This window comes from Aquimarina spongiae, from assembly GCF_900141785.1.
In the GTDB taxonomy this organism is placed as follows: domain Bacteria; phylum Bacteroidota; class Bacteroidia; order Flavobacteriales; family Flavobacteriaceae; genus Aquimarina; species Aquimarina spongiae.
This window is the reverse complement of record NZ_FQYP01000008.1, coordinates 167,829-189,161: the sequence shown is the minus strand read 5'-3', so window position 1 is coordinate 189,161 and position 21,333 is coordinate 167,829. Positions and strand designations below refer to the sequence as shown.

The following is a 21,333-nucleotide window of genomic DNA, read 5'->3' as shown; positions in this document are numbered from 1 at the left end:
ATGGATATGATAAAGAAACAAGAGGAGATGTTATTCACCAAAAATGTAGAAGGTTTAGGTGAAATTCAACTCCGATCTTTTGATCTCAAAAAGGATACAAAAACGATTTACGATTGGGTGACTCGCCCATATGCCAAATACTGGGGGATGCAGGAGCACGGTATCGATCAGGTAGCAAAGGAATACGAAGAAATAGTAGGGCATACGTCTCATCATGCTTGTATGGGGATACTGAATGGCACTCCTATTTTTTTGATGGAATATTATGATCCAAGCAATGATGTAGTTGGAGCGTATTATCCGGTACTAGAAGGAGATGTAGGGATGCACATTTTGGTAGCACCAGTAGAGCAAAAAATCTCAAATTTTACCTGGAATGTATTTACTACCGTTATGGATTTTTTGTTTTCCAAATCAAATACCAAAAGAATCGTAGTAGAACCAGATATCGAAAATAATAAGATTCATGTTTTGAATACCAAAGCAGGATTTCAATACCTCAAGACTATTCAGTTACCTCATAAAAAAGCAGGATTGGCAGTATGCAAACGACAGGATTACAAAAATGCCATCACAAAAAACAAAACAATGAACACAACATCAAATACTTCAGTATTAACAGAGCAAATCGACCACCTCAATCCAGAAGTTTGGGCTATCGTAAACCGAAATTTAATTCGGAAAGCGATAAGCGAGTTTGCGCATGAACTAATTTTAGATCTTGAAATTATAGGACAGGAAGAGCCGTGGACCATCTATAAATTAACCACAGATTATGCAGAGATAGCATATTTTTTTAAAGCCCAAAAGCGGGCTTTAGATCACTTACATATAGATCTCTTATCCATTACCAAAACAAGTAATAAGAAAGAAGTAGAATTAGATGCATTGGATTTTATTTTGGAACTAAAAAATACCTTGCAGATACCGGATGCCATGTTGCCTACTTATATGGAAGAGATTACCAGTACTCTTTTTGGAGCTGCTTATAAGTATGCCCATCAAAAATTTGATTCGGTAGCTTTAACTGAAGTCGATTTTCAGCAGGTAGAAAAAGGGATGACCGAGGGGCACCCGTGTTTTGTAGCCAATAATGGTCGTATAGGTTTTAATAGCTCACAATATCATCATTTCGCCCCAGAAGTATCGACCACATTTTCGTTAGTTTGGATCGCAGCCCACAAAGCCAAAGCAGATTTTCATGGCACAGCATTATATCCATATGAAACTTTAATAGAAAAGGAACTAGGTGCAGACCTATTACAGACCTTTAATCAAAAGTTGACCAAAAAAGGATTAAACACCCAGGATTACATTTTTATGCCGGTGCACCCATGGCAATGGGAAAATAAGATCAGTACCATTTTTGCCCAGGACATCGCACAACAATACATTGTTTTACTTGGAGAAGGCACAGACCAGTTCGCTGCACAACAATCCATTCGAACTTTGTTTAATACCACCAATCCCGAAAAACTGTATACCAAAACAGCATTATCTATTCTCAATATGGGCTTTATGAGAGGGTTATCTCCATATTATATGGGAAGCACTCCGGTAATTACCGAATGGATTTCGGATCTGTTGGAAAATGATAGCTTTTTGCAGGAAACAGGTTTTACTATGTTAGGAGAAATAGCCACGGTAGGATACAGAAATCGCTACTATGAGACCTTAGGAAAAACCAAACCCCATAACAAAATGTTATCGGCTTTATGGAGAGAAAGTCCATATCTAAAGATAAACAATAACCAAAGCCTGATCACCATGGCTGCTCTATTGCATCTGGACAACAAAGGGCAATCTTTGATTGTAGAAACTATTAAGAAATCAGGGGTATCTGTAGCGATTTGGTTAGAACGCTACCTTGACGCATATCTTACTCCACTTTTACATTGTTTATATCAATACGAGTTGGTGTTTATGCCCCATGGGGAGAATTTAATTTTGGTCTTAGAAGATAATATTCCTGTAAAGGCAATTATGAAAGATATTACCGAAGAGATCGCCATTTTTGATCATACGATTGATTTGCCTGAAAAAGCAAAACGCTTGCATGTAGAAGCTGATGATGAAATAAAAGCACTTGCCATTTTTACAGATGTTTTTGACTGCTTCTTCAGATTCTTATCAAACATTTTAGTACAAGAAGGAGGGTGTGACGAGGCTATATTTTGGAAAAAGGTCGCCGAGTGTGTTTTGAAATATCAGGCAGCAAACCCCCAACTTTCGGAAAAATTCAAGCAAATAGATCTATTCGTCCCCGAATTTAAACGATGTTGTCTTAATCGATTACAACTAAAAAATACCAAACACATGTTGGATTTGGCAGATCCAGTGGAGAGTCTACAGTTTAAGGGAACAATCACTAATCCCATAGCCATATACAAAGTAACTAATGAATTAAAAATTGAAAGCAATCATGAGTAGTCAAAATAGAATTTTAGCAATAGACCTTGCACGTGGATTGGCGGTAATCATGGTTGTTTTGGTGCATACATTATGGATTTATGGTAGTCCGGTCACTCAATCCGAAACCTGGTTGGGATCAATAATCCATTTTATTGGTAAAGGAACACCAATGTTTTTGATTGCAATGGGAGTGTCATTTACCTTATCGCGAAACCAAAGTATAGTGCTCTCTATAAAAAGGGCCTTCTATATTTTGGCGGTAGGGTATTTGATGAACTTTTTAAAGTTTGTTCTTCCGGTATTAATAGGAACAGTACCAGATAATTTTATAGAGGCCTATGGTTGGACACCACCAGCCACTGTAGATAATATGATTTATATGTTTGGAACCGGTGATATTTTGCAATTAGCAGGAGTTTCATTGTTATTTATGGGGATAATTAATCACTTTTCAAAAAATAAATATGTGCCGTTGTTGATTGCTGGATGTATTGTTGTGTTGACCAGGGAGGTACATGGTTTTCAGATAGAGGTTCTGGGTGTGAGTTATCTATTGGATCTTTTGTGGGGAGCTGGGTGGAATGTGTATTTTGCCGTATTTCCTTGGTTTTCTTTTATCCTGATTGGAATGTTCTTTGGGATGTGGTATAAAGAGCAAAACCGAAGTAACAATTATCTGTTTGCCAGAATGGCAAGTTGGGGAATTGTTGTAATGGCTGTAGGAGGAGCATTGTGTTATTACAATTTTGAATATCACTTTGGAGATTATTTTCATTTAGGCCCTGGTGGAACTTTGTATTTGGCAGGTTTTAATATGATCATGCTTTGGATATCACATGTATTAGTAACTAAGATCAAAGAAAATACAATTTTCAAATTCCTTTATTATTGTAGTAAGCGTGTTACTACTATTTATGTTATTCAGTGGGTATTTATTTGTTGGGGGATGGGCATTCTGGGATATCAACAATTCGGAGTGATTGGTGTACTACTGCTTATTCCTTTTTATGTTCTACTCACCTTAGGATTTCAAAAGTTTGTATTGGATCGATTGATCGCCAGAAAAGCAAGAAGGCAGGTAGCGGTTCAAAAAAATGTAACGACATGAAAAAATTCGATTGTATTACAGTAGATTACATCCCGGAACGACAACTTTTGTTCTGGAAAATAAAAGATACGGGAATGCCAAATTTTTGTCTTTCGGGACTTGAAGAGTTTGTGGAATTTGGCCATTGGATAAGATCATTCTTTTCTAATCAAAAAAGACCATTGCAATATGTGGTTTCGGGATCCGAGCTTGATGGAATTTATAATATGGGAGGAGATTTGGCATTTTTCTTAGATTGTATTAAGAACAGAAAATTGCAGGAGTTACAGAACTATGCACATCTTTGTGTTGATGCTATTTACAATATACATAATGGGTTTGGCCTTCCAGTTGTTACTGTAGCGATTGTAGAAGGAAATGCCTATGGTGGAGGATTTGAATGTGCCTTGGCTCATGATTTTATGCTAGCACAAGAGAATGCAAAATTTGCATTACCAGAAAATAAATTCAATATGTTCCCTGGTATGGGAGCTCATAGTTTACTTACCCGAAAACTTAATCCAGCTGATGCAGATGAATTGATGAGGAGTAATAAAACATATACTCCTAGATTTTTACAATCCTTAGGACTAATTGAAAAGGTGTTTGAAGTTAATCAAGCCGTAAATGCATTACACCAATTCACAGATAACGTCGATGAACGCTTCAATTTTGAGTATCATCACCTGAAATGCAAAAAAATGTTGAATCCAATATCGAAGGAGGAATTGTTGGCGATTACTGATATATGGGTCGAAGCATCCATGCATATTGGGACATTCGATTTGAGAAAAATGGAAATTTTATCAAAAGCTCAAAATAGAAGACAGAAAAAAATCAACATCATGTCTTAGCCCATCTTTTTACTTTTGCGATACACTTTAGGAGTAATTTCTTCTATTTTCTTAAAAGCTGCAGTAAAATGGGTAGAGTTCTTGTAGCCTACTAATTCTGAGATTTCGTAGATAGGTTTTGTACTATGTTGAAGTAATTGCTTTGCTTTTTTCATCCTAAGTTCGGTGGCATACTCAAAAATAGTTTTGCCAAACAACTGTTTAAATTCTTTTTTAAGGGCAAAATCGTTTAACCCTACCTTTTTAGATAATTGCTGTATAGAATATTGAATCGAAAGGTCAGAAGAGATGATGTGTTGAGTTTGGTATAGCTTTTTTATCAGATGATCCGATTGGGTTGCTGTTTTGGCTTTTGATGTGTCGGGAGTTTCCAGCTTCAAAGCGATTAATTCTAGGGTTTTAGATTCTAGAAATAGTCGTTTTAGTAGCCCTTTTCGTTGATCGGTTAGAATTTCTGAAAGGATATCCTGAGTTTTAGGGCATAAGGGTCTCAAAAAATCATCTTTCACTTTTAACAATGAATAGTTTTCAAGGATATTGTAGGCGGCATCGAGTCGATGTCTTTTGATGAAATCCATGGTCATTCTAATTTTTACCTCTTTAAAAGACTTTCGTTTGTGATAAGATATTGTCCCTTTGATAGCAGATAGATATAAGAAATAACACTCTTGCCCTTCGTAAATCAAATCTTGTGGTAACCCTTCTATTTTGATGATTTGTTCTCCTTCGATCAAAAAAGAAAGTTCTAGAAATTGATCGGGAATATATCCTTCAATTACTATATCTCTTTTAAAAACTGCATCAAACATCATAATAGATAACCCATCAAATTGATGAATTTCAAAAGTGCCAGAACCGTAGGTTTCCAAAAAAGTATGTTTTTTGGAGGTAATTCCACACTGTTCTGATACTTGGTTTAAGGTAGTAATAGAATAGAGGCTGTTAATTGGTTTCTCAAGTATTTTGTTGGTTGTAGGCGACGTCTTTTTACGTCTTTTTTTATCCATAATGCGTCATTTTTCTTCTTAGAGAGCTATTAATTTTGCAACTAAGTTTATTTAGACCAATTATAAATAGTTTTTCTCAGGTCGCTAAAGTAAACAAAAATTAGTTATCGTCAGTGAAGATTTTAAAAAGAAAAAACAGCATTTTTTTCCTGCTTTTGGCTACGCTTTTGTGTAGCGGTCAAGAAGTCGTACAAGGAGTCGTTTTGGATCAAAGTTCAAAACCGATACCCGGAGCATCTATACATATAAATGAACTACAAAATACAGGAGCCAGTAGTGATTTTGATGGGCGATTTAGCTTTTTGGTCCCAGATGGGAATTATACGTTGATCGTAAGCTATATAGGTTTTAAGACCGAATACCTTACTATTACCGTACCCTTGACCCAAGAACGGCTACAAGTAGTTCTAAAGGAAGATGTAGAAGAGTTAAACGATGTCCTCGTAAAAGGTAAGAATCAGGCGCAAAAGACACGAGAAGAAGCTTTCGAAGTTGAAGTAGTACAAACCAAAGGATTAAAAAATGTAAGCGTTGATATCAATTCGGTATTGGCAACCATTCCAGGGGTTAATGTACGACAACGCGGTGGTTTGGGATCTTCTTTTGATTTTTCACTTAATGGATTGTCAGGGAAACAAGTAAAGTTTTTTATCGATGGGATTCCCTTAGAGAATTTCGGAAGTTCACTATCCTTAAATAACTTTCCGGCGACCTTGGTAGAAAGAGCAGAGGTGTATAAAGGAGTAGTACCCATAAACCTGGGTGCAGATGCATTAGGAGGAGCGGTAAATATCATTACCAATAGACGTAAAAATGATTTTTTGGATGTGTCTTACGATGTGGGCTCTTTTAATACCCATCGCGCCACAGTAAATGGGCAGTATTATGGCAAAAAAGGATGGATGGTTCAACTCTCATCCTTCTATAACTACTCAGATAACAACTATACCATAGATGGGATTGAAGTACGAGATGAGCTGGGTAATGATACAGGTATTCGTAGAGATGATGTAGAACGATTTCATGATGCGTATAACTCTCAGATGTTTACCATAAAAACAGGCTTGATCGAGCAAACATTTGCAGATCAATTATTGATAGGATTCACAGTTTCTGCCAACGAAAATGAAATACAGCATCCTATCGATCCACAAAATCCTTTTGGAGAAGTATTTACCGAAAATGACGTGATTTCAGGGTCTATTTCTTATGAAAAGAATGACTTGTTGAAGGAGAAATTAAAACTGAAAATTTATGGATCGATCACTCAGAATAATGAGAAGGTAGTAGATACTTCTTCTCGTAAATACGACTGGTTTGGTAATTTTATAGAAAGAGGGGATCAAACTTTGGGAGAGTTTGAAGCCAGTAAAACGCTATTCGAGTTTAAGGACAATCTACACTTGATCAATGCGCTAGCGAGCTATAGCTTCAATGAATCTCATGCATTGCACGTTAACTATACTAAAAATTACATCCGTAGAAAAGGAGAAGACCCGGCAAGGACAGGAAGAATTGCATTTGAAGACCCTCATATCGTAGATAAAAACATATTTGGATTATCGTATAATATTAAAGCATTCGATGCCCGATGGAACACCTCTTTATTTACCAAAGGATACCTGCTCAATTCTGAAGGGATTCTAGAAGATTTGTTTACAGGTGTTGAAGAAGATCGTTTCACTCGATTCGAAAATACCTTTGAAGAATTGGGCTATGGGTTTGCTACTACTTATAAAATTTTAGAAAATCTGCAGATCAAAGGATCTTTTGAGAGAACATTCAGAATTCCCGAAGGATATGAGGTTTTTGGAGATGGTTTCCTTCTAAAATCAAACCCAGAGCTGTTACCCGAAATGAGCTATAATGCCAATCTGGGTGCACTGTTTAATAAAGACTTTTCAAATTTTAAACTTCAGATAGATACCAATGTTTTTTTACGAGAGTCCGAGAATTTTATTGCCATTCGATCCGAAGGTATTTTTTCTCGCTATTACAACACAGCAGATGCCAGAAGTACTGGTGTAGAAGGTGAGATCAGAACGTTGTTCTACAATCGGTACTTTTTAGATATCAATGCTACTTATCAAAATATCATCGATCAAAACGCAGGAGAAAATGCTGGGGTAGACTTCTTAAAGAACCAGCGTATTGCTAATATCCCTTATCTGTTTGGAAATGCAAGAATAGGAGGGAGATTTAGCGGAGTAATTACACCAGAAGATCAATTTACAATTTCCTGGGGTAGCTATTATGTGCATGAATACCCGCTTACCTCTTTTGTAGAAGGGAATCCCGAAGATAGAGATATCATCCCAGAGCAGTTTTCTCATAATCTACAACTGGGATATTCTTTTGATCAAGGAAAATACAACCTATCTCTTTTGGCAAGAAATATTACCGATGCCAGGATCTACGACAATTTTGAGATACAGCAACCCGGTCGAGCTTTTTATATCAAACTGAGATACTTTATATCAAATTAACATAAACACTAATATTTAAAATCATATCAAGAATGAAAACAATACAAAGGATAAAAAATGTAATGGTATTCGTTGCAATAGCACTGTTTGCTATTTCATGTGGAAGCGACGATGACGGAAATCCGGTAGAACCCGAACCAACTGCTGTTGCTAAATACGTAGTTGGATTTGAAGCATTTCCTGTAGGAGACGCAAGTCCTGTAGACTATATTTTAGAGTTGCCATCATTAGCATCACTAACCACAGGAGAAATCTCTGTAGAAGGACAGGGAACACCACTTCGTGGATGGCGCTTTTTTCACGGAGCAGGAAACACAGTGTTTACTGCGGGTTATGCAGATGATGATAAATGTATCGCCTACCAATTGGATGAAAATGGAGCGCTAAATGAAGTAGGCAACTTCGCTTTTCAATCCACATTAGATAATTATGCAGCAGTAGATGATGAAACTTTAATTGCGGTAGAGTTAACCTACGGAGGGCTTTCGGATAAACGTTTCCACTTTATCAATGCCGAAACCGGATTGTTAGAAAGAATTGTAGAGCATCCTATTGATATCGATATGGGTAATGGTACTGCCGAAAATCCGGGATCCATTCCTTGGGTAACCGGGATGGTGCTTAGAGATGGTAAATTGTTTGTGTCTTATCACAAATGGTTGGCCGATGGATCTTTTGTAACTCCAGATGTGGATCGTGCTTATTTGGCCGTTTTTAATTATCCCACAATGGAGCTAGAAAAAATTATTGAAGATACTCGAACTAGTCCAATCGGAGTAAATGGACATAGCACGGGTATAGAAAAGACAGAGAATGGTGATATTTATTCATTCTCTACTTCTGCACTAAGTGCAGGATTTACAGCAGCTACCAAGCCTTCAGGAATTTTAAGAATTAGAAATGGAGCCACAGAATTCGATACAGATTATTTCTTTAATATCGAAGAAGCAACCAATGGCGGTAAGTTGTTCTGGATGGATTATGTGGGTGATGGTAAGGCGATAGGAAGAATCATCGTTGATGATACCAATGGTGCCTTAGAGTGGGGTGCTTTCTTCAAAAAGGATGTATTTAAATTAGTAGTAATTGATCTTGAAGCAAAAACAGTGACAGATGTAAGCGGAATCCCAGTGCACGGGCATCGATATACCTCGCCTATGTTTGTAGAGGATGGTAAAGCATATATCAGTAGTTCAACAGATACAGAAACCTATGTATATATTGTAGATCCCGAAACAGCTACAGCTGCGCAAGGAGCAAAAGTTTTAGGATTAGGGCTTAAAGGAATTTTCAAAGTAACTAACTAACTCAATTATATCCCCAACACTCTCTGATGCCATTTTGCAAAGGAGAGTGTCTTTTTTATATCTGCTTATCATGCCAAAAAAGAAAAATACACGTAAGACCATTCTTAAAATCCATAGAATATTGGGTTTGGTAACAGGTTTGGTAGTGTTCGTAGTATCTATAACCGGTTGTTTATGGGTTTTTAAGGAAGAAATTGAAAGTTTCTATGATGATTATAAGTACGTAACTCCTCAAGAACAGGCATTTCTTCCGGCCTCAACAATCAAACACTTGGCAGAGCAGGTTGTACCTAATAGGACTATTCATGGAGTGATCTATGGTCAACCTAACGAAGCTATAGAAGTAGTTTTCTACGAAGCTGAGCCCGAAGTTTTTTATCATAGCGTATATTTAAATCCATATAATGGAGCATTTATAAAGCAGATCGATAATGATGCTGGTTTTTTTGGTTTTGTACTAAAAGGACACTTACGTTTATGGTTACCTGATGCTATTGGATCTAGAATTGTTTCTTATTCAATACTATTGTTTTTATTCATTTTAATAAGTGGATTGTTTCTTTGGTGGCCTAGGAACAATAAAAACTGGAAACAACGCCTAAAGTTCGATTGGAATGCAAAAACCCGTTGGAAACGTAAGAATTTTGACCTACACACCGTAGTAGGTTTTTATGTTTCTACTTTTGGGTTGATCTTCGCTTTTACCGGATGTGTGATGGCCTTTAATTGGTTTTACTTTATTGCATACAAGGCAACTGGAGGTAGTAATGATCCGAGATTTGTAATTCCAGAAAGCGAAACAAGACTTGTTGTGGAAAAGGATGCAGGTCCAAAGTACGATCAATTAATCCCAATGTTGTACGATGTTTATAAGGAAGCAAAGAGTTTTGAGTTACATTATCCGGAAAATGATTCTACTTCGGTTCTGGTAGAAGTAAGTAACTCCAAGGGGTTATATTACAATATGGATTATCTCTTTTTTGATCAAAATACGCTTGCCGAAATTGAAACCCCAAGTATTTATGGAAAGTATAAAAATACCAGCTTTGCGGATAAAGTGATACGAATGAATTATGATATTCATATAGGAGCTATTGGTGGTATTGTCGGAAAAATCATTGCTTTTTTAGCCAGTTTGATTTGTGCTTCGCTTCCAGTAAGTGGGATTTTGCTCTGGTACGGTAGAAAATACAAAAAAGCAAAGGTCAAAAAATACAACCTGGAAATAGCATAAAATGGAATAGTCTCATTTTATGACTGTATTTTATGATAAAAATGCTGTTAGGTTATGGTATTTGTGTAAAATTGAAAATACTAAGTAACTTATTGGTAATAAAAAAGTTATAAAAATTGCTTTTCATCGATTTTTATTGAATTTCATCGATAAAAACACTCTAATTTCTTCTTGATAACATCAGCTTGTTCAAGCAGTGTTCTAATTTTGTGCTCGAATTGATAAGGCAAATGATTAAAACATCATTTTCTCAAATTCAATGTAATGTCACCCCCCATTACATCACATACCCAGAACATTTATTTTTTATTAAAACCTGTTACACTAATGAACAATATTATTAATGCATCTTTATTAATTGATGACGATAGGGCGACCACTTTTTTTAATAGATACTTACTGTTAAAACACGGGGCTTTTAAAAATGTGAAAACCTTACAAGGAGGGATGGAAGCTTTGGATTATTTAAAAAATCTGGATCAAAAACTAAATATAAAACCAGATCTTATTTTTTTGGATATCAATATGCCGTTTATGAGTGGTTGGGATTTTTTAAGAGAATTCGCAAGATTAGGAAATGAAATAAAAGAAAATATAAAAATCATAATGCTGTCTACTTCTAGTGATCCTCGAGATTTAGAGAGAGCAGGAGAAAACAAGTATGTAAATGATTTCATTAATAAGCCATTAACACAATTTGATATTAATAGAATGTTACAAAAACATTTTTCGTATCGAATAGCAACATGAGTATGAGTACTATTTAAATTCTGTAACATATGGCGCCACAACTTAGAAACAATCTAAAATTCTTACTTATAGATGATAGTAAGGCAACGAACTTTTTCAATAAAGTAATGATAGAAAAAGTGGCGACACCCAAAGATTTAAAAATAGCAGTAAATGGTTTAGATGCATTGAATATCTTGAATCTACCTTATATTCCAGATTTGATTTTTTTGGATATTAATATGCCAGTTATGGATGGATGGGAGTTTTTGAAAGAATTTCAAAAGCTAGATACCAGATTCAAAAATGTTTCTATAATGATCATGCTAGGAGTAGAACTACCGTTAGAAAAGAAAGTGCTAATTCATACAATTCCCAATGTAAAAGGTTGTACAGGTAAAATGTTAACTAGGGATATTATCCAAAATGTGATTGCTCGGTTAAACGATAGTACTTTGACAGGGCTAGATAATACAACATCAGGTTGTTGAAATATAGTTCAATAAACTGCTTTCCTTCTTATAAGAGTATTAATCTCTTCTACAAATCACTTTTCTCAATCCATAAAGATGTAAGGCATCATCAATAAATCTTATAGTACTATGTTAATTATTGTTTAATGTTTTAGTTTATTAGTTAAACAATTTTGTAATTTTGAGTAGTGCACAAATCAATGATTTGTTGATTAATGACTTAACTTAGAGAATGACTACAAAAAAATGTAAGTATTTTTTGTGGCTCCCCTCTAACCATAAACATTAAAAATTGTTATGAAATTTGAAGATACCACACTAGATCCCACCAACGGTTATGTGCTAAATGGATTCACTCATGAAGAGATAGGAGACGACCATTTATACACAGGTATTAAAACTCCAATGAAACCAGATGCTTTTGAGATTACGGATGAAGAAAAGAAAGAGCGTATAGCATCCCTATTTGGTGAAATAATGGATGTCATGGGATTAGATCTTACTGATGATTCACTAAAAGGAACTCCAAAACGAGTTGCCAAAATGTATATTGATGAAATCTTTTCTGGTTTAGATCCTAAAAATAAACCCAAGATTGCACTTTTTGATAACAAGTATCAATATAAACAGATGCTTGTAGAAAAGAATATTTCTTTTTATTCCAATTGTGAGCATCATTTTGTTCCTATTATAGGGAAAGCACATGTGGCTTATATTTCTTCTGGAAAGGTGATCGGTTTATCCAAACTAAACCGAATTGTACAGTATTATGCCAAACGTCCACAAGTACAGGAAAGGTTAACCAACCAGATAGCTTTGGATTTGAAGGAAATTTTAAATACTGAAGATATTGCTGTCATTATCGACGCTAAACATCTATGTGTATCTTCCAGAGGAATCAAAGACGATACTTCAGCCACAGTTACTTCATACTATGGAGGTGTGTTTAATACACCAGCTAAAATTGCTGAATTACAAAACTATTTGAAGGATTAATCACGCTGTAACATCTAAGATAGAAGACATGTTTGGATTATTTAAGAAGAAGTCAGAAATAGATGTGCTTCAAAAGAAGTATGAGAAATTGATGAGTCAATGGCATGAGCTTTCCAGCATTAATAGAGCAGAAAGTGATAAAAAATATGCGGAGGCAGAAGAAATTCTGAAAAAAATAGAGGTGCTCAAAAACAGTCAATCGGCATAAGAAAACTGAGTAGATGAATTTTAAATATCTATTAGGAGTTATCTTATCAATCCCCCTTTTACCGATCATGTATTTTCAAGGGAAACGTATAAGAAAAGAAGTTCCTTCATTACCTGAAGCAAAAGGGAATCATGGTAAAGTTATCTTACCTACAAGTAAACATTTAGATATTCTTATTATCGGAGAAAGTACAATGGCCGGGGTTGGAGTCGCAACCCATGAGGAAGGTTTTTCTGGAGCCTTGGCTCGTGAATTAGCCTCCCATTTGAACGCAAATATCGCCTGGAAGGTATATGCCAAAAGCGGATACACAGCCAAAATGGTTTCCCAAAGACTTATCCCCAAAATCAAAGAACAGCATGCAGACGTAATTATTATAGGATTAGGAGGAAATGATGCATTTACCCTTAATCGTCCGAATAAATGGAAACGTCACATTCAGGAATTAATTCATATCTTACAAACTAGATATAAAGATAGTATCATTGTCTTTACTAATATGCCACCTATCAAAGAGTTTCCAGCGTTTACCCCTGCAATAAAATTTACGATAGGAAATCTTGTAGAGATTTTAGGAAAAGAATTGGCAGCATTAGTATCAGAGTTCGATAATGTGTATTATCAGGAACAGATCGTCACTATCGACAGCTGGAAGCAAAAAATGAATATTAATGAGGACGTTAAAGATTTTTTTAGCGATGGAGTTCATCCTTCAAAATTAACCTATCAAACATGGGCTAAAGATTTTTCGAACTTCATCGTAAGTCATGAACCGATAAGGGCACGACTTGATTCCTTAATGCAAGAATAATATGAATACAGAAATTGCAGGATTAGTTTTTGATTTCGGGATGCTGGTCTTAATCTGGATTGTTCAGCTGGTAATTTACCCGGGTCTTACATTTTATCAAAGACCAGATTTAATGCGATGGCATAAACAATATGTAAATAGAATTGCATATATCGTAATGCCGCTTATGATTGGCCAGTTAAGTTTAGCAATTGTAAAAGTAATTACTCATTTTGATATCATACACCTATTTCTCTTAATACTCATTATTGTGGTCTGGATGCAGACGTTCTTTCAATTTGTTCCGATGCATAACAGGATTTCTTTTGGTGAAGTGGATGAGTATTCGATCGCACGAATAATACAGAAAAACTGGTGGCGCACTACACTTTTAACCATTGTGTTTTTTGTGCATTTATCAAAAATCGTATTTTGAAATGAAACCACCGTGTCAGAGTAATCTTTGCTAAAACAAATGAAAACACCGCTGCTTATATTTAATGAAAATGGTATTTATTGCGAAGCAGCAGACGTGTATATTGATCCCTGGAGAAAAGTAGATAAAGCAATTATTACTCATGGTCATGCCGATCATAACCGTTGGGGACATAAACAGTACATTACGCATCATGATAATGTTCCTATTATCAAACATCGATTAGGAAATATTTCGGTTAGCGGGATCGCATATGGAGAATCTTTTATGATTAATAATGTGAAATTCTCGCTCCACCCGGCAGGTCATATTATTGGGAGTTCGCAGGTACGGGTAGAACACCAGGGTGAGGTTTGGGTGTTTACCGGGGATTACAAAATTGAAGACGATGGTATTTCTACTCCTTTTGAGCCTGTACAATGTCATACCTTCATTACAGAATGTACCTTTGGTTTGCCCGCATTTCGATGGGTTCCGCAAAAGGAAGTTTTCTCGGATATCAATAGCTGGTGGGCATCCAATCAATCTGAAGGGAAAACCTCGGTATTGTTTGGGTACACCTTGGGTAAGGCACAACGGTTACTCAAACATCTGGACACTTCGATTGGTAAAATATACACTCATGGTGCCGTCGAAAATATGACCAACGTGATCCGACCCATGGCCGATTTACCAGAAACCACATTAATTACAGCAGCTGTTTCCAAAGAAGAATTGAAAGGCAATATTGTAGTTGCTCCGCCAAGTGCCCATGGGAGCACCTGGATCCGAAAAATGGTACCTTATGAAACCGCTTCGGCAAGTGGTTGGATGACCTTTAGGGGAGCACGCCGTAGAAGAGCTATTGATAAAGGCTTTGTACTTTCTGATCATTGCGATTGGCAGGGATTGTTAGATGCTGTAAAGGCCACGGGTGCACAAAAAATAATAAGTACCCATGGGTATACCGATATTTTTTCAAGGTATTTGAGAGAGCTGGGATACGATGCCAGAACCGAAAGAACGCAATATGAAGGAGAACTCAATGAACTGGAAACGAAAAAAGAAAGTGAGGTGGACGGATGAAACGTTTTGCCGAATTGATCAAAAAGCTAGATAGTACCAATAAAACGAATGTAAAGGTGGATGCGCTTGCCTCTTATTTCAAAGAAGCAGAAGATCCAGATAAGGTGTGGACCATTGCTATTCTCTCCCATAGACGCCCGCCGAGACCTGTAAACACCACACTATTGCGTTCCTGGGCTTCAGAATTATCGAATATTCCACTTTGGTTGTTTGAAGAATCTTATCATATCGTGGGAGATTTGGCAGAAACCATAGCACTGGTCGTTCCATCTTCAGAACAACATACAGAGAAAAGTCTGACCCAGTTTTTACAAGAAATTTTAGCACTTAAAAAGAAAGAAGAGCCTGAGAAAAAAGAGTATTTACAAGATAACCTTAGAGAACTCAATTATTATGAACGTTTCGTGTTCACCAAATTGATCACAGGTGGCTTTAGAATAGGAGTAAGTCAAAAATTGATGACCAGAGCCTTGTCCAAAGCCACGCAGATCGACGAAGATATTTTGGCATACAAATTAATGGGGAATTGGGATCCTAATACCATTTCTTTCCATGATTTGGTGATAGCAGAACGGGCTCAGGATTATTTGTCAAAACCCTATCCGTTTTACCTAGCCTATGCCGTAGAAAATGAAGTTTCAGAATTGGGGAATGTACAGGATTGGAGTGTAGAGCACAAATGGGATGGGATTCGAGCACAGCTTATCATTCGAGATGGGCATCTATTTGTATGGAGTAGAGGTGAAGAACTCGTTACCGACAAATATCCCGAGTTTCATCAATTTATAGATCAGATTCCTAATGGGACTGTGATTGATGGAGAAATTTTGCCATTCCCAAATGGTCGGATAGGAAGTTTTAATGACTTACAAACCCGAATTGGAAGAAAAACGGTGTCTAAAGCACTGTTGACCAAAACTCCGGTGGTCTTAAGAGCATATGATCTATTAGAATGGAATGGAAAGGATATCCGACAACAATCTTATGATCAACGTAGAGAAATATTAGAAACGCTGTACAAGGAGTATACCACCAATTACAGCAATACCGACAATCTTACCTTTCAACTTTCAGAAAAAATGTATTTTGATTCCTGGGCATCAGTAGAAAAGGAAAGAGCCAAATCCAGAGAGAAACACAGTGAAGGACTGATGTTAAAGCGAAAAGATTCTCCCTATCAAGTAGGTCGTAAAAAGGGAGATTGGTGGAAATGGAAAGTAGATCCTTTAACCATAGATGCAGTGCTTACTTACGCCATGAGAGGTCATGGTCGAAGGTCTAATCTATTTACCGATTATACATTTGCCCTTTGGGATCAGGAACAGAAAGAGTTGGTCACTTTTGCAAAGGCGTATTCTGGATTGACCGATGCAGAATTCAGACAAGTAGATGCATGGATCAAAAAAAATACCGTAGAGCGTTTTGGCCCTGTACGTAGTGTTACCCCAGAATTGGTTTTTGAAATTGCTTTTGAAGGCATTGCACTATCCAAAAGACATAAAAGTGGGATTGCTACTCGATTTCCTCGTATTCTACGATGGAGGCAAGACAAAAAAATAGAAGAGGCCAATAGCCTAGAGGACTTAAAAGCAATGATCCCATCCAAGGAGTAGCCATGAATAGAAAAGAATTACAACATATAGCAGCGGATTGGTTTGAGACGCAAGGTTGGACTCCTTTTGCGTTTCAAAAACAAACATGGACTGCCTTTCTGCAAGGAAAACATGGATTGCTCAATGCTCCTACGGGTAGTGGTAAAACCTATGCACTTTGGGTGGGGATTGTATTGGATTATATAAAGAGAAATCCAAATTACGCTTCCAAGCATAAAAAGGGTCTGAAAGCGATTTGGATTACCCCCTTAAAAGCATTGTCTATAGAAATCAAACAGGCTGCAGAACGTTTTGTAGAAGGGATTGATGTCCCATTGACCGTAGGAATCCGCACAGGAGATACCGAACAAAAAGTGAGAACCGCTCAGAAAAGGTCCATGCCGGATTTATTGATTACGACTCCAGAAAGTTTACATCTTTTGCTAGCCTCAAAAGACTATGATAAAATGTTTAAAGATGTCACTGCCATTGTGGTGGATGAGTGGCATGAGTTATTAGGCAGCAAACGAGGAGTGCAAATGGAATTGGGGATTTCTCGCTTAAAGACTGTTGCACCAAAACTTCGTATTTGGGGAATTTCGGCGACTATTGGTAATTTGGATCAGGCCAAAGAAGTGCTCTTGGGGCCGCAATCTGAAGCGTTTAAGAATTCGGTATTAATCAAGGCAAATATTGCCAAAAAAATCAAGGTAAAATCCATTATTCCCAAAAAGATGGAAACTTTTCCGTGGCGAGGGCATTTGGGGTTACATCTTCTGGATGAGGTGGTTCCAATTATTAAGAATAGCAGAACGACCTTGCTTTTTACCAATACCAGAGCCCAATGCGAGATTTGGTTTCAAAAAATCCTGGAACGGTATCCCGAATTCGCAGGCGAGATCGCGATGCATCATGGGAGTATTAACAAAGAAACCCGAATTTGGGTAGAGCATGCGATTCGAGATGAAGTATTGAAGGCAGTGGTATGCACTTCAAGTCTGGATTTGGGAGTAGATTTTGCTCCGGTAGAAACCATTATCCAGATCGGTGGACCAAAAGGAGTAGCGAGATTTATGCAAAGAGCTGGGCGTAGTGGACATCAACCAGGTAAAGAAAGTGTGATTTACTTTTTGCCTACCCATGCGATCGAACTTATTGAAGCCTCTGCCTTACAAAAAGCAGTGGTGAAAAAAGAGATTGAAGATCGTATTCCATATCTAAATTGCTTTGATGTTTTGGTACAGTTTCTTACCACCTTAGCCGTATCCAATGGCTTTTACCCAAAAGATATATTTCCCGAAATAAAGAGTACTTTTTGTTTCCAAACCTTAACCGAAGAGGAATATCAATGGGTACTCAATTTTATTACGATAGGTGCTCAGAGCCTACAGGCTTATGACGAGTACAAGACAGTAGAGATTGAAGCTGATGGAAAATTTAAGGTAAACAGCAGAGGAGTAGCGATGAGACATCGTCTTCAGATAGGCACCATTGTGAGCGACGCGATTATGACGGTAAAATATTTAAAAGGAGGGTATCTGGGATCCATAGAGGAATGGTTTATCTCAAAATTAAAGCCAGGAGATGTATTTACTTTTGCAGGTCGTAATTTGGAACTCTTTAAGGTGAAAAACATGCAGGTTTTAGTAAAAAAATCTAGCCAAAAGACCGCCAAAGTACCTAGTTGGATGGGTGGACGAATGAGTTTTTCTTCAGAAATGAGTGAATTGTTGAGAGAAGAGCTGTACCTGGCTAACGCAAGCTCAGGGAAATCAAAAGAGCTAAAAGCCTTATCCCATATTTTTGAAAGGCAACAAAGAGAAAGTATTATTCCTGGTCCAGATCAGTTTTTAATAGAAACCTTTAAAACCCGAGAAGGTTACCATGCGATTTTCTATCCTTTTGAGGGGCGTTTTGTACATGAAGCGCTGGGGAGTTTGTTGGCCTATCGTATCAGTTTATTATCCCCAATTAGTTTTTCCATTGCATTTAATGATTATGGCTTTGAGTTGTTATCTGATCAGCAAATAGACATGCAACAGGTGTTGGATAATGATCTTTTTACTACCCGCTTTTTGCATAGTGATCTGAGAAAGAGTTTGAATGCGACCGAGATGGCTAGAAGGAAATTCAGAGATATAGCGGTGATTTCGGGATTGGTATTTACGGGTTATCCTGATAAAATGTTGAAAAGCAAACACCTTCAATCCAGTTCACAGTTGTTTTTTAATGTATTTAGAGATTATGAGCCGGATAACTTGCTGTTTCAACGGGCTTTTACAGAAACTTTTGCCCATCAATTGGAAGAAGGGCGATTACAGCAAGCGATGGAACGTATTGCAACTCAAAATATCATTTGGAAAGATTGCAAGAAGCCAACTCCTTTTTCGTTTCCAATTATTACGGATCGTCTGCGTGAGAAATTGTCTTCAGAGAAGTTAGCGGATCGTATCAAAAAAATGCGAGTACAACTCGAAAAATAGTAGTTTTGGATGTGTAATGGAAACCGCAAACCTATATATTGATACCCAGAATTTTGAACTTCACCCCAGTGGTGCTATGTATTGGCGTGAGCAAAACTTGCTTTTAATTGCTGATGTGCATTTAGGAAAGGTTACTCATTTCAGAAAACACGGTAGTGCAGTACCTCAATCTGTGATTGCTGAGAATTTTGATCAATTAAATGAGGTCAACGCCTATTTTCAACCCAAAACGATCTGCTTTTTAGGGGATTTGTTTCATAGTTATTTGAATAATGAATGGATATTGTTTTCAGAATGGGTAAAGTCGATGTCGGCAAAAATCATATTAATTGAAGGGAATCACGATGTAATATCGCCTTTAAAATATGAAGAATTAAAGATAGAGGTCGTCGATGAATTAATGGTAAATACCCTATTTCTTACACATCATCCCGAGATCCGTGATGGGTTATTTAATATCGCAGGGCATATCCATCCTGGAATTCGTTTAAGAGGTATTGCAAAACAATCCCTTACGGTATCCTGTTTTGTAAAGAAGTCCAACCAATTGATCTTGCCTTCTTTTGGGAGTTTTACGGGTAAACATATCATGGATGTTGAAGAGGGAGATCAGATTTTTGCAGTTACCGATGATGAGGTAATACGTATACAATAGTTATTTATTCTGTTAAAGATGAATCAATCATTTCTTTTTTGTTTAACTATTTATTAAATTTGTTAAACAATGTTTTGCTGATGAAAAAAAGTAACCTTCCCCAAAAAACCTGCATTGTTTGTAAAAGACCTTTTACCTGGAGGAAAAAATGGGAAAAAGTATGGGATGAGGTAAAATATTGTAGTGAAAGGTGTAGAAGAAACAAAAAAATGGAGGTATGAGTAAGACGGGACTGGTTTGGTTTAGAAATGATCTACGCACAAAGGATAATACTTCGTTACAAAAAGCGGTGCCAGAAAACACGAATGTGATTGGGATTTATTTCTTTGATCCCAGACTTTTTGAAACTGATAGATTTGGGTTTAGGAAAACCGGAAAGTTTAGAGCCAAATTTCTACTAGAATCTGTTTCGGAGTTAAAGGAGAACTTAGCGCAACTTAATATACCATTGTTTGTTTATCGACAATTCCCCGAGGACGTATTGCCACAGTTTTTTGAAGATAGAGACATAGCTGCAGTATATCTGCAAAAAGAATGGACTCAAGAAGAAAGTGATGCCCTAGCTGCAGTCAAAAGTTCATTGAAACATTATACTGTTGATTGGTTTGAAAACTACGATCAGTTTTTGTTTCATCCAGAAGATATTCCTTTTGAGATAACAGATATCCCAAAGGTGTTTACCAATTTCAGAAAGAAGTGTGAGAAATATAGTAAGGTGAGACCCGAAGTGGATATCGAAAGACTTCCGGAGTCTAATATGATTACAAATGATACAGCACTTCCCTCCTTATTTGATTTGGGTTTTGAAGCGTTTCAACCAGACCATAGATCAGCATTTCCTTTCAAAGGGGGGGAGAATGAAGCCTTACAACGAGTCACCTCGTATTTCTGGGACACAAAAAAATTGTCGTATTACAAAAAAACCAGAAACGGATTGATTGGTACTAACTATAGCTCAAAATTATCTGCATGGCTGGCAAATGGTTGTATTTCGCCACGAACTATTTACCATGAGGTAAAAAAGTATGAGCAACAAATCGCAAAAAATGATTCGACCTACTGGTTAATTTTTGAACTAATATGGCGAGATTTCTTTAAATACATTTCTCTGCAATATGGAAATGCAATTTTCTGGCAAAAAGGAATATTAGAACGTTCGTATGATTGGAGTGATAATAAGGAAGCTATACAAAAATGGATAGATGGAGAGACGTTTGAACCTTTTGTAAATGCCAATATGCTGGAGTTGAAGTATACAGGATGGATGAGTAATCGAGGTCGTCAGAATGTAGCCTCATTCTTTGCTAAAGAATTGGAGTTAGATTGGAGAGTTGGTGCGGCATATTTCGAATCGCTTTTGATCGATTATGATGTACATAGTAATTACGGCAATTGGATGTATGTAGCTGGAGTAGGCAACGACCCCAGAGATCGAAAATTTAATATAAAACTACAGGCAGAGCGCTACGACCCCCAACAAAAATATCAAAGCATTTGGCTGCAACCTACATTATTTTAA

Annotated in this window: 19 protein-coding genes; 18 read left to right on the top strand and 1 reads right to left on the bottom strand. The window is 36.8% G+C overall.

All coding sequences use genetic code 11. The features are described 5' to 3' along the window. The 3 genes from BUE24_RS18230 to BUE24_RS18220 are packed head-to-tail and all read left to right on the top strand — an operon-like array spanning position 1 to position 4,353. Positions 1-2,430, top strand: a complete 2,430-nt coding sequence (locus tag BUE24_RS18230; RefSeq protein WP_244548177.1) for a GNAT family N-acetyltransferase — start codon at positions 1-3, stop codon at positions 2,428-2,430. Continuing rightward, entirely contained in the window at positions 2,423-3,520 is a 1,098-nt protein-coding gene (locus BUE24_RS18225; RefSeq protein ID WP_244548176.1) for a heparan-alpha-glucosaminide N-acetyltransferase domain-containing protein, read from the top strand. Before BUE24_RS18230 ends, BUE24_RS18225 begins: the two co-directional genes overlap by 8 nt. Then, a complete protein-coding gene (locus BUE24_RS18220) occupies positions 3,517-4,353 on the top strand; it encodes a crotonase/enoyl-CoA hydratase family protein (protein ID WP_073319170.1) in 837 nt (278 codons plus the stop codon). Before BUE24_RS18225 ends, BUE24_RS18220 begins: the two co-directional genes overlap by 4 nt. On the opposite strand, the gene BUE24_RS18215 is transcribed toward BUE24_RS18220, so the two are convergent. Then, complete coding sequence (locus BUE24_RS18215; RefSeq protein ID WP_139242045.1) at positions 4,350-5,360, bottom strand: helix-turn-helix transcriptional regulator; 1,011 nt, start codon at positions 5,358-5,360, stop codon at positions 4,350-4,352. The two genes, BUE24_RS18220 and BUE24_RS18215, sit on opposite strands and share 4 nt — an antisense overlap. Positions 5,361-5,473: 113 nt before the next feature. On the opposite strand from BUE24_RS18215, the gene BUE24_RS18210 reads away from it, so the two are divergent. The 15 genes from BUE24_RS18210 (at position 5,474) to BUE24_RS18140 (ending at position 21,333) form a co-directional block, all read left to right on the top strand. Then, entirely contained in the window at positions 5,474-7,846 is a 2,373-nt protein-coding gene (locus BUE24_RS18210) for a TonB-dependent receptor (RefSeq protein WP_073319164.1), read from the top strand. A gap of 32 nt (positions 7,847-7,878) precedes the next feature. Then, complete coding sequence (locus BUE24_RS18205; protein ID WP_073319161.1) at positions 7,879-9,153, top strand: DUF4374 domain-containing protein; 1,275 nt, start codon at positions 7,879-7,881, stop codon at positions 9,151-9,153. Between the two features lie 70 nt (positions 9,154-9,223). Further along, a complete protein-coding gene (locus BUE24_RS18200; protein WP_073319158.1) occupies positions 9,224-10,387 on the top strand; it encodes a PepSY-associated TM helix domain-containing protein in 1,164 nt (387 codons plus the stop codon). A gap of 327 nt (positions 10,388-10,714) precedes the next feature. Beyond that, positions 10,715-11,137, top strand: coding sequence for a response regulator (locus BUE24_RS18195; RefSeq protein ID WP_073319154.1), 423 nt, complete (start codon positions 10,715-10,717; stop codon positions 11,135-11,137). 29 nt (positions 11,138-11,166) lie between these two features. Next, positions 11,167-11,607 carry a response regulator gene (locus tag BUE24_RS18190; RefSeq protein WP_073319151.1) on the top strand — a complete coding sequence of 147 codons (441 nt, stop codon included), beginning with the start codon at positions 11,167-11,169 and terminating at the stop codon, positions 11,605-11,607. Positions 11,608-11,886: 279 nt separating this feature from the next. Continuing rightward, entirely contained in the window at positions 11,887-12,585 is a 699-nt protein-coding gene (gene folE / locus BUE24_RS18185; RefSeq protein ID WP_073319123.1) for a GTP cyclohydrolase I FolE, read from the top strand. A 28-nt stretch (positions 12,586-12,613) separates the two neighbouring features. Next, on the top strand, positions 12,614-12,793 hold the full coding sequence (locus BUE24_RS18180; protein ID WP_073319120.1) for a Lacal_2735 family protein: 180 nt from the start codon (positions 12,614-12,616) through the stop codon (positions 12,791-12,793). Between the two features lie 13 nt (positions 12,794-12,806). After that, positions 12,807-13,604 carry an SGNH/GDSL hydrolase family protein gene (locus BUE24_RS18175; protein WP_073319117.1) on the top strand — a complete coding sequence of 266 codons (798 nt, stop codon included), beginning with the start codon at positions 12,807-12,809 and terminating at the stop codon, positions 13,602-13,604. A gap of 1 nt (position 13,605) precedes the next feature. After that, on the top strand, positions 13,606-14,019 hold the full coding sequence (locus BUE24_RS18170) for a hypothetical protein (protein ID WP_073319115.1): 414 nt from the start codon (positions 13,606-13,608) through the stop codon (positions 14,017-14,019). Positions 14,020-14,058: 39 nt separating this feature from the next. Continuing rightward, positions 14,059-15,084, top strand: a complete 1,026-nt coding sequence (locus BUE24_RS18165; RefSeq protein WP_073319114.1) for a ligase-associated DNA damage response exonuclease — start codon at positions 14,059-14,061, stop codon at positions 15,082-15,084. Beyond that, the gene (locus tag BUE24_RS18160; RefSeq protein WP_073319111.1) at positions 15,081-16,697 is read left to right on the top strand and encodes an ATP-dependent DNA ligase; all 1,617 of its coding nucleotides are present in this window, start codon (positions 15,081-15,083) and stop codon (positions 16,695-16,697) included. The genes BUE24_RS18165 and BUE24_RS18160 overlap by 4 nt, the downstream gene beginning before the upstream one ends. A gap of 2 nt (positions 16,698-16,699) precedes the next feature. Further along, the gene (locus BUE24_RS18155) at positions 16,700-19,159 is read left to right on the top strand and encodes a ligase-associated DNA damage response DEXH box helicase (RefSeq protein ID WP_073319108.1); all 2,460 of its coding nucleotides are present in this window, start codon (positions 16,700-16,702) and stop codon (positions 19,157-19,159) included. 16 nt (positions 19,160-19,175) lie between these two features. Then, the gene (gene pdeM, locus BUE24_RS18150) at positions 19,176-19,814 is read left to right on the top strand and encodes a ligase-associated DNA damage response endonuclease PdeM (RefSeq protein ID WP_073319105.1); all 639 of its coding nucleotides are present in this window, start codon (positions 19,176-19,178) and stop codon (positions 19,812-19,814) included. An 80-nt stretch (positions 19,815-19,894) separates the two neighbouring features. Then, the gene (locus BUE24_RS18145; RefSeq protein ID WP_073319102.1) at positions 19,895-20,035 is read left to right on the top strand and encodes a DUF2256 domain-containing protein; all 141 of its coding nucleotides are present in this window, start codon (positions 19,895-19,897) and stop codon (positions 20,033-20,035) included. Beyond that, positions 20,032-21,333: a DASH family cryptochrome gene (locus BUE24_RS18140; RefSeq protein ID WP_073319099.1), complete on the top strand. Its 1,302-nt coding sequence runs from the start codon at positions 20,032-20,034 to the stop codon at positions 21,331-21,333. Before BUE24_RS18145 ends, BUE24_RS18140 begins: the two co-directional genes overlap by 4 nt.